Source organism: Bacteroides sp. An279 (genome assembly GCF_002159615.1).
GTDB lineage: Bacteria > Bacteroidota > Bacteroidia > Bacteroidales > Bacteroidaceae > Phocaeicola > Phocaeicola intestinalis.
Genome location: NZ_NFJA01000122.1, coordinates 1 through 8,739, shown reverse-complemented (window position 1 = coordinate 8,739; position 8,739 = coordinate 1). Strand labels below are relative to the sequence as shown.

11 protein-coding genes are annotated in these 8,739 nt (G+C 31.9%); all 11 read left to right on the top strand.

Features of this window, described 5'->3' with window-relative positions:
* Positions 1-129 precede the first annotated feature (129 nt).
* Positions 130-690 (top strand): hypothetical protein, encoded by a 561-nt coding sequence (locus B5F78_RS15215; protein WP_140400190.1) that lies wholly within the window; start codon positions 130-132, stop codon positions 688-690.
* 49 nt (positions 691-739) lie between these two features.
* On the top strand, positions 740-1,489 hold the full coding sequence (locus B5F78_RS15210) for a hypothetical protein (RefSeq protein ID WP_087407126.1): 750 nt from the start codon (positions 740-742) through the stop codon (positions 1,487-1,489).
* Between the two features lie 70 nt (positions 1,490-1,559).
* Positions 1,560-1,991, top strand: coding sequence for a hypothetical protein (locus tag B5F78_RS15205; protein ID WP_087407125.1), 432 nt, complete (start codon positions 1,560-1,562; stop codon positions 1,989-1,991).
* 130 nt (positions 1,992-2,121) lie between these two features.
* Positions 2,122-3,093 carry a hypothetical protein gene (locus tag B5F78_RS15200; RefSeq protein ID WP_087407128.1) on the top strand — a complete coding sequence of 324 codons (972 nt, stop codon included), beginning with the start codon at positions 2,122-2,124 and terminating at the stop codon, positions 3,091-3,093.
* A gap of 106 nt (positions 3,094-3,199) precedes the next feature.
* Positions 3,200-3,634: a hypothetical protein gene (locus B5F78_RS15195; RefSeq protein ID WP_087251719.1), complete on the top strand. Its 435-nt coding sequence runs from the start codon at positions 3,200-3,202 to the stop codon at positions 3,632-3,634.
* A gap of 126 nt (positions 3,635-3,760) precedes the next feature.
* Positions 3,761-4,663: a hypothetical protein gene (locus tag B5F78_RS15190; protein WP_087407124.1), complete on the top strand. Its 903-nt coding sequence runs from the start codon at positions 3,761-3,763 to the stop codon at positions 4,661-4,663.
* Between the two features lie 12 nt (positions 4,664-4,675).
* Entirely contained in the window at positions 4,676-5,266 is a 591-nt protein-coding gene (locus tag B5F78_RS15185) for a T6SS immunity protein Tdi1 domain-containing protein (protein WP_087407123.1), read from the top strand.
* A gap of 82 nt (positions 5,267-5,348) precedes the next feature.
* On the top strand, positions 5,349-6,050 hold the full coding sequence (locus B5F78_RS15180) for a PoNe immunity protein domain-containing protein (protein WP_087407122.1): 702 nt from the start codon (positions 5,349-5,351) through the stop codon (positions 6,048-6,050).
* 63 nt (positions 6,051-6,113) lie between these two features.
* Positions 6,114-6,791: a hypothetical protein gene (locus B5F78_RS15175; RefSeq protein WP_087407121.1), complete on the top strand. Its 678-nt coding sequence runs from the start codon at positions 6,114-6,116 to the stop codon at positions 6,789-6,791.
* Positions 6,792-6,831: 40 nt separating this feature from the next.
* Positions 6,832-7,596, top strand: a complete 765-nt coding sequence (locus B5F78_RS15170) for a hypothetical protein (RefSeq protein ID WP_087407120.1) — start codon at positions 6,832-6,834, stop codon at positions 7,594-7,596.
* Positions 7,597-7,682: 86 nt separating this feature from the next.
* Entirely contained in the window at positions 7,683-8,579 is an 897-nt protein-coding gene (locus B5F78_RS15165; RefSeq protein ID WP_087407119.1) for an immunity 22 family protein, read from the top strand.
* Positions 8,580-8,739 lie beyond the last annotated feature (160 nt).

The window sequence follows — 8,739 nt, the reverse complement described above, 5'->3', positions numbered from 1 at the left end:
CCTGAAAGGGTTGCCATATTATCCATACGATATGGTACACTGGAATGGGAATAAAATATGATGTTAACGAAGCAGGATAACGGACAAGCCGTTCCCTGCTAAACCATTACTGATAATAGAGAATATGATATGAAACTGTTTCTTTTGATATTAACATCTATTCTTTCCATAGGATCAATAAGTTGGAAAGATTTACCAGATATATCTCAAAATAATGACTGCATTTTCAGAGATACTTTGGTTGGATATGTAGATTATGACAATGTTTTAGACAGCATATATATTGAAAAGACTTCTGAATATCGGTATGATGATAATGATGGTATGAAAGAATGTTTCGAACAGACAGAAAGAGTAATATTTACTGTTTCATTTGGTAATACAGGAAAAACACTTGTGTTGGAAGATAAAGAAGTTTTTGATTATCCATATGCTGGTTATTCATCTTTGGCTTACAATATCGAAGAAAAAGGTATAGTATCAAGACGTACTTATTCTTCAAGGTTTTCAGATAATGTTTATGTGGACTCATATTATAAATATGATGACAAGTTAAATAACTTTTTCAGAATAAAAGAACTCATACGTTTAAGTGAAGGCACAAACATGATTGATTCAATAATGAAAATAGATTCAATTCAGCCTTCTTTGGACGGTAAATGTAATAAAATCAGTAACAAGGAAAGATAACCCCTAAACGGAGTTCCTTTCCAAACCATTATAAACAATAGTGCAAAATATGACACAGAAAATATATCACATTAGCATTTTTCTACTCTTTTGGATTTGTGGAATAGCTTATTCACAAAATCACAAAGCGGATATTTTGCGGCAAGACCTTTCGGGCTTGTTTGACAATTCAAGCATGATTGGCATATTAGGAGAAGATTGTAGCCGAATTGACATTCATATTACCGAAGTTCGGAAAATGGATAGTAGAGAATATGAGATAAAGGGTATCAGTCGTACCCGATTATCCGTAATCTGTCCGTTTAAGGGAAAGGTTTGTATAGATAGCATTTCTTCCTGTTCTCAAATGATAAAAAGTGAATATACGGAAGTGGACGGTTTCATATATGGGCATTACTCGTTTGCGGAATACGGAGATAAACGATATAGCGGTACATTCTCCGGTTCTTTCAAGCAGGGGTATCGGATGAGCGGACAACAAATAGAGAAAGGACGGAATGAAATAGCAGAACTGAAATTGAACTTATCTGAATATCGGGGTAAGTGGAAATCCGCAAAGGGACTGACAAAAGTCTGTTCTTGGGCAGATGAGATTATACCCGATACTCCTGCAAACTTCTGCCTGTTTAATGATGCAGGCGAATGGATTGTATCACCGAAATATCGTAAGAATGGTTGGGAAAATCTATATAATGCCTATCACAATGAGAATCTGACAACGGACGAGATACAAAAGGCTCGTGAGGTGGAAGAACAGGAATGGTGGGTAAATAAAAGCCAATCATGCAAAGTAAATTGAGTTTATAACGAAGCGTGATAACGCCTTACAGCGTTCCCCGCTTAGCCATTAACATTATAATCTTCAAATTATGCGATTAAACAATAGGAAAATAATAATTTATACAGGAACAACAATTTTATTGATTATAATAATTGCCACTCGCTGTCTGGATTTTTTCTTCTTTTTTAATGAGGATAATAGAAGATATACAATAGGCACGTTTTCTGACATAGGATATTATCGTGGTTCAATCTGCAAATTTAATTACAAAGTGGGTGATTCAATTTATATTGTTGATACAAGGTTTGGACTACATGATAAAGATTTGAAAAATCTAAGATTGGTTGTCAAATATTCAAATAAATGGGTTGAACATTCAGAGCTACTTTTAGAGGTTGTTCCTAAATGGGTGCTTGCACCACCCAAAGGCGGATGGGAACAGTTCCCTCCTGACATAAACTGGAAAGGAGCTGAATTAGATACTGCATATATGAAGAAGATGAATTTGGAAATACCATAATTTGATGAGAATAAAAATAGAATGTTAACAAGGTCGAGATAACAGCTAAACGCTGTTGCTCACCAAACCATTAATAATAATTAAGTTCGTAACAAGATTCATATATAATCAACTACATATAATACTCAATATGGAAAATATAAAAACAATAGCTTTTAGAGGTAGCAGTGACTTAATAGGTAATTTACAGTTATGTATAGACCATATAAGCTATGCTATACCTAATATTATGAATAGTGTATCGGGTCAATATAATGTTAGATGTGTGTTTGAGAAAGTTGAAAATCAATTAACATTTAATGATTCTATATTAGGTGAACTGATAAATCAAGAAGTTTTAGGGAAGGTATATATGAACGATAAGTCGGATATAAGATTGTTCTCTTCAAATAGAAATTTACCTGAATATAGAATTAATTTTGATTTACAAGGAGAGTTTAATTTAGGAGTCAAGATTTTCAAAGACAAGCCAGTTCAAACATTACCAGTCATAGATGTTCTTCCAATACCTGTTGAAATCGTCACTATTTACTTTTATTTTTCAGAAACGAAAGTAAATGGGAAATCGGATTCTTTTATATTTGACAAATATTTTGATTCTTATGATTATCTCGGTTTCTGTCTTGTGGACTTACCGAAGATGAATGAAATAATAACTCGAAAGTATGGCAATCAGAAATTGGATTTAATCGACGAATTTTCAAACACAGAGCTAATCGACGAACTATTTGAAGAAGAAATAATCATAATAACTTGGGGCATTCATCCATATTCATATCCAATTTACAGTACTGAAGATACAGACTCTATCCGTCCTTTATTGGGACGGAAGTTCAGCCAAGAAGGTTGCTTTCGCATAAAAGAAGACATAAAAGAATTGAGCTTAATTCCAGGATATGCACTAAGAAAGTGGCCGGAATTTACACAAAAAGAATGGACAAAAATTTCATTATATGGCAAAGGTGAAATAGTACACTTAACCCCTTATATTCTTGAAGATTCTGAATTTGAAACAGTATCAGTTTCATTCTTAATTCATAGAAGTAAGGGGGATTTGAGAGAGAGTATTCCTCTACTGAATGTGAATCTTTTATACGAATAACAACATTGAAAATCGTAGTTGTTGGATTATTATTATTATTAATATGCCAAGTTAGCTGCTAACGCAGCTCCTTGTCAAGCCATTATAAACAATAAAACAAATTTTTATGGAAGATTTTGATATTCTAAAGAGATTTGACAATGATAAGCTAATAGATGTTGTGAAAAATTATAAGCGTTACGGCTATGATGATGAAATTCGTGATTATGCTATTAATTTATTGGAAGAAAGAGGCTGGAGCATTGAGGATTTGAAAACATTCGGTTATTGGGAAAATTCCGATTACGAAGAAGCATTGATACAATACAAAGCTTATTGTAGAAATTCACTGATAGCTGTCTGTGTCTTGGTATTAAGTCTTTGTATGCTGGTACCTATCTATCTTGTATTTGTTTTTATGGCATATCGGAATGTATGTAAGTTCTATCAGGCATTAGGGAGAAAGGAAGAAGCCGTATTCTCCTTTGACTTGTGTTGGCATGTTTTGTTGTTCTTCTACCTAAAAGAGAAAATGAAAGAGGAGTTAAAAGGAATAAGATAAGTTTATAACAAGGTCGAGAAAACAACTTAACGTTGTCTCTCACCAAACCATTATCAACTAATTCTAATTATCGGTAGATTGATTAATTTCCTAGATTATTATAACAGTACAAAAAACAACCAATATATGAATAGACGAATAAAAAAAATATTAGAAAATATAACAGATAAAGAACCTGATACATTCGTAGAAGAAAATAAACAAAAATTAGAACTTTTTGCAAAGACTTCTCATATTGTTAGATTAGACTATTTATCCATGCGATTTGTTGCTAGTTTCTACTTGCGAAAATGCTGTAAATTATTTTGGTATGACCCTAATGAAAATAATTTTTGTTCACTTTTAGACTATTTATTTTACTATTATTCAAGTTATATTGTTTATTTTTCAGACTCGAATCGTAAAAATGAATTAGTGAATCAAGTCGGACTAACATCTGCCTTTTTGGGGGTTTTGACTTTTTTCCCAAAAAAAGAATCCGATATTATGCTATGTATTTTAATTGAAAGAATAGAAGATACATTAAAGAGTGATTTTCCTTATGTGTATTATCAAGATACAATTTTACCAGAATCAATTGTCATGTATGATAAATATTACAATAAAAACAACAGCCACCTGTTAAATATTTATACAGAGAAGAGGCTTAACCCCATATATGCCCAATTAATAGATAATATTTGCACAGATGACACGACTCTGTTTAACCAACTAATAGATGATATTTGTATCTATCATTTACGAAAATGTAATGATGGTAACTTCTCTAAAAATGAGTTTTACTTTACAGAATGGCAATTAATTCCCACGGAAATATTGGTATTACTACGATACCGTCATATTCAAGGGAAAAATATAAAGTTTATAACAAACGAACTGATTAAGAGGTTCATTCCGTTTTTAACCTTAAAATCATTTATGCTTTCTGAAGAAACTATTCAATTTAGAGAAAAACTTTATAATACATATATGGAAAAAGTAATGGCAGAATTGGAAAATGAAAATATAACAAAAATAATAAATCTATAGTTATTTTTTATTATGTACGAGAAATTCATAGAAAAGAACATCAATAGTATAAGGCAAACGGTTGATGATGCCTTTATTTCTCAATACGCTGATTTGTCTTATCCGGAACTGACTACTCTATGGCAAGAAGTTGGACTAGGCAGCTATTGTAATGGAATGCTTAAAATCATTAATCCATCAGATTACCAAGATGTACTAAACTCTTGTTATATTATGGACTATGACAAATCGTTTCTGCCATTCATGTGTACGGCTTTCGGTGATGTCTTTGCCTATGTAAAAAATTCAAGATTGAAAAATTACATTGTTTATTTGAATGTAAGATACGGAACATATTTAATTCTTCCGGATAATCTCGTATTATTGATGAGTAAAATAATCTTTAACAAAAGCATCTTGAAAGGTTGGTTTGATTTAGAAAATTATCCTGTAATTCAAGAAGTAATGGGAACTCCGGGCTATGACGAGTGTTTCGGATATTCTCCACTGCTGGCATTGGGCGGAAGTGAAAGTATTGAAAATGTCAAGATTGTCAAGACACTTCCTTATATAGATATAAGTACACAAACAATCGGCAGATTCAAAGATTCAGATAAATTTTGAGTTTGAAAAAAGTTGATAACAACGCAGGATAACGGCAAGCCGTTCCCTGCTGAACCATTAACATCAAAAACAGTGTACCATAATGGAAACAAGAGATAAACTTTTTACCGAAGAACAGTATTTGAAGCAACTGAAAATGTATGATGAAGATATTAGTTATTATGAACAAATGCATCTTTCAGGAAAACATATAGGTTACGATTCTTTGTTCAATTATAGGCTTCGTTATTTATTGGTACAGTATTCTATGGGACAGGATATTGATAATCTGAAAAATAATTATGTGGAAGTCATCAAAACGATGCCGAGATTTTGGACGGATAACGGATTTTATATTGAAATGTTGTGGCTTTTGTCAATAGGTATCATGTTGGATTATGAAGATGACCTAATACAGAGTTTGGTGCAACTGATAAAAGATAGAGAAGCAAAAGACTATATTTATGACACCTTGATTAGATACAGATTCCCAGATTGGAAAAGGACTACAAACAAAGTATTATATCCGTCACCCTATCAAGCTGCTATCACTGTTACAGAGTTGGCAGAACAAGATAAGGCAGAAGCTGTAAAACGATTGGAAAAATACCTCAAAAAAGAATGGTATCGGGGTCATTCTGATTTATCTTGGCACAACGACCATAAATATGGTATCAACCATGACGGTTATTGGTGTTTTGAAAGCGGTGCATTGGTCAAAGTCTTGGGGCTAGATGATAGCAGCCTGAAAGGGTTGCCATATTATCCATACGATATGGTACACTGGAATGGGAATAAAATATGATGTTAACGAAGCAGGATAACGGACAAGCCGTTCCCTGCTAAACCATTATAAACAATAAAGCCAATGGATATAAAGAATGATATATATATCATGAAAATGAATGACAAACTGTATCAACGGTTAATACAGTCGGAACATATCATTCATGCCAAAGTTGAAAGTGTTTTAGGGCAAATCTCTTCATGGAAGTATGCAACCCATGAATTGTATGTTCCTGCTCCCTACCAAAATGAGTTAGCGGGTTTACCAAGCGGAAGAATACGAAAAAATGTTGAAGAAAAAGACCGTCTAAAAATAGCCGGTCTGTATTCTTTTGGCTTTGATGCAGAAGGAAAAATACTTTGTTCGCAAGAAGCTCCTGAGAATATAGAAAATGGCATCATAACTGATATATATGAGTATGATGATGCCTTTTCATATCATGTATTTCATGTAAGATATATACCCAATCAATATACAATCATAATCTCAATAAGCTATTTTTATTCATACCATGAAATGAGTATCTTTCAGGGTATAAATGCGTATAAAGATTGGTCTGTGTATTTGTATGAATACGATAAAGGAAGAATTAGCAAAGTACATAGTTATGCTTCTTGCTGGGGAGACAGGGAGGCAGAAGAATATAATTTTGTCTATGATAACAACATTTTATGTGCAATAGTTGGAGAGAAAAGACTAAAGAATGGAGAATTAGATATCCATTGGAAAAACAAAAAAGTTTATAACAAGGAAAGCTAACCTCTAAACGAGGTTCCTTTCCAAATCATTAATATTTAGTATGAACAAGAAAAGAGTTTTAACGCATAATTATGTTTGTTTTGCCATAAATGGGTATAAGGAAGACCTATTACAGTGGATAAATAAAACTGTAATATTCTTTAAGGAAAGTGGTTTTATTTTGAAAAGAGTTTTATTTGATAGAGTATTAAACGATAACTCAAGAATGTATTCTTACTCACTTTCTAGGTTTTTTGAATATACTAATGATAACATAGATTATAAATTACTTTATCCGTTCATTATTCATTATATTGAAAATGCCAAGGTTGCAACAACAGAACATTATGGATGCTTTTATAATCAGGAAGAAGAGGTTTTGGTAATATATTTCGATGAAACGTATGCTGATGACAATAATCTTATTGAGTTTATGATAAAATATATATCCATAGTCCTGCAAAATACTCAGGCTGTTAGCGGTTATTTTTATACGCAACAAAATGAATATACTTATTTTATGGGCGGTGCAAATAATTCCATGAATTTATTCAAAGAATGTGGACTAAGGTGGTGGAACTTATACTGTAATAAAGATAGTATCATTGGAAAATTTAGGCATATATATAAGATGAATTTATTATCTATGAATCATCTACAAATTAAAATTGGAGACAAATTATTGCCATATTGGGTAAAAGAGAATAATTATGGAGAAATTATAAAAATAAGTCCCCAAAATTGGCTTTGGACTATTAATATGGCAAAACAGACCGAAATAGCAAAAATATTATATAATCAACAGTTATTGGTTGGTGTAGACTAAATATTAACAAGGTCGAGATAACAGCTGAACGCTGTTCCTCACCAACCCATTAGTAGCAATTGAACAACCAATAAATTAGAAAAGATATGAGTAAAGTTTATATTTGGATTGGACAGTTTCAATCAAATGCTGAATTTGAAACTTATATAAATCAATCAAAGTTCCGTCAATGGTGGGCAGAACATGACGAAGATAATTTAGAGCTAAGTTGTCAATTCTGCAAAGAGCTTAATATATCAAGTTATGATGAAGATTTTTTGGTAACGAAATTTTCACCATGTGGTATAGATGAATTGGTTAAAATGATACCAGCTAAAACAGAAAAAGTAATGCAACTATGTAAAGAGCAAAACATACAAAAAGCAAATGCTGCTATCTGTTATAATACTGGAGAAGATATAACACGTGCTCAAGCAAAGAAGGCTAAAAGTATGTTTTTCTTAGGAACATTTGATTTTCAAGCTGATGAAATAGAAAGTGTATCAACTTCCTTAGCTGGGTTGCGCAATTTAACTTGGGCAGGAATAACTCATAAAAGTAAAGATGAATTTATGCAATATTTTAATCAAGATGAATACCTTGAAGAATTGCGTAAATTCAATAATGGAGAGACAAAAAAACGTCCAAGTCCAATGTTAAGATGCCAGTTCTGTAAGGATTTAGGAATAAATTTTTACTATCCAGAATTTTTGTACATAGAATTTGCAGATAACATAATTGAAGCCAAAGAATTAGTACGGCGTGTTATTAAGGATGAATTTTTATATGATGTAGTAGATTTTACTTTGGAAAAGCAAAAAATAAGAATGGCAAATTGTGCGTTTTGTTATATTCCCAATGGCTTTCGTGATAAGAAAAAAGACCAAAAAATATTCATTTTCAAGAAAGAATTATTCAGTAGCGGGAATAAACCTAAAAACTATATTGAAGAATTGGATAATTATAATGGTCTTACTTTTTTAGGAGGATTTATGTGGGATTAATGAAGCTACTAACAAGCCAAGTTAGCTGCTGAACGCAACTCCTTGTCAAACCATTATAATCTTCAAATTATGCGATTAAACAATAGGAAAATAATAATTTATACAGGAACAACAATTTTATTGATTATAATAATTGCCACTCGCTGTCTGGATTTTTTCT

Coding starts and splice junctions, on each gene's coding strand:
- B5F78_RS15190 (WP_087407124.1), top strand. CDS start 3,761: ATGAATAGACGAATAAAAAAAATATTAGAAAATATAACAGATAAAGAA.
- B5F78_RS15215 (WP_140400190.1), top strand. CDS start 130: ATGAAACTGTTTCTTTTGATATTAACATCTATTCTTTCCATAGGATCA.
- B5F78_RS15200 (WP_087407128.1), top strand. CDS start 2,122: ATGGAAAATATAAAAACAATAGCTTTTAGAGGTAGCAGTGACTTAATA.
- B5F78_RS15210 (WP_087407126.1), top strand. CDS start 740: ATGACACAGAAAATATATCACATTAGCATTTTTCTACTCTTTTGGATT.
- B5F78_RS15165 (WP_087407119.1), top strand. CDS start 7,683: ATGAGTAAAGTTTATATTTGGATTGGACAGTTTCAATCAAATGCTGAA.
- B5F78_RS15195 (WP_087251719.1), top strand. CDS start 3,200: ATGGAAGATTTTGATATTCTAAAGAGATTTGACAATGATAAGCTAATA.
- B5F78_RS15175 (WP_087407121.1), top strand. CDS start 6,114: ATGGATATAAAGAATGATATATATATCATGAAAATGAATGACAAACTG.
- B5F78_RS15170 (WP_087407120.1), top strand. CDS start 6,832: ATGAACAAGAAAAGAGTTTTAACGCATAATTATGTTTGTTTTGCCATA.
- B5F78_RS15185 (WP_087407123.1), top strand. CDS start 4,676: ATGTACGAGAAATTCATAGAAAAGAACATCAATAGTATAAGGCAAACG.
- B5F78_RS15205 (WP_087407125.1), top strand. CDS start 1,560: ATGCGATTAAACAATAGGAAAATAATAATTTATACAGGAACAACAATT.
- B5F78_RS15180 (WP_087407122.1), top strand. CDS start 5,349: ATGGAAACAAGAGATAAACTTTTTACCGAAGAACAGTATTTGAAGCAA.